Here is a 745-nt window from a genome sequence, read left to right on the forward strand (position 1 = left end):
AAAGATTAATCATGGATTTAAACCTTTCGAAGAGGAAGCAGTAAAAATAATAGATTCACATTCAATGATAGATTCTAAAAATATTGCTCTAAATCTGTTAAAAGTAATTTTTATCAAATCCGGTCATATGCAGTGTTTATTTTAGGCTTCATATCTTCTGAAGACAAATCCGCTCATCATACTCTAAAAGAACATGCTAAACTAGATAGTAGCTGGCAGGTTCAAGAGATAATAGCAAAGGCATTTGACCAATTCTGCAAGGATAACGGATATGAAAATTCTCTACCTCAGATCAAAGAATGGTTAACCGATGAAAATCCCAACATTTGCAGAGCGGTTACAGAAGGATTGAGAATTTGGACAAACCGTTGTTATTTCAGAGAATACCCTGAGAAAGCAATAAAGCTTATTTCCATTCATAAAGCAAGCACTAGCGAATACCTTCGGAAGTCGGTGGGGAACTCATTGAGGGATATAAAAAAAAAGCACCCTGACCTTATTGAAAATGAAATATCTAAATGGAATCTTGATGGTATCAATATTGTATTTACCTATAGTTATGTTAAAAATCATCATTGATAGAATGATGATTTTTTTAATTTATCATTCATTTATGAGTCATTTAATCATACTTTATAAATATCTAATTAAAAAAGTATTAGAGGCTGTTTAAATTTTATTGAGTAATAATTTTATGGCAGATAATTTGACCATGTTTTCAGAACTTTCCATTAGAAGTTCATAA

1 protein-coding gene is annotated in these 745 nt (G+C 30.7%); it reads left to right on the forward strand.

Translation table 11 applies throughout. The features are described from left to right. Window positions 1-132 precede the first annotated feature (132 nt). Complete coding sequence (locus AB671_RS21670) at window positions 133-579, forward strand: DNA alkylation repair protein (protein ID WP_410492677.1); 447 nt, start codon at window positions 133-135, stop codon at window positions 577-579. Window positions 580-745 lie beyond the last annotated feature (166 nt).

It is taken from the genome of Chryseobacterium sp. BGARF1 (genome assembly GCF_001677955.1).
In the GTDB taxonomy this organism is placed as follows: domain Bacteria; phylum Bacteroidota; class Bacteroidia; order Flavobacteriales; family Weeksellaceae; genus Chryseobacterium.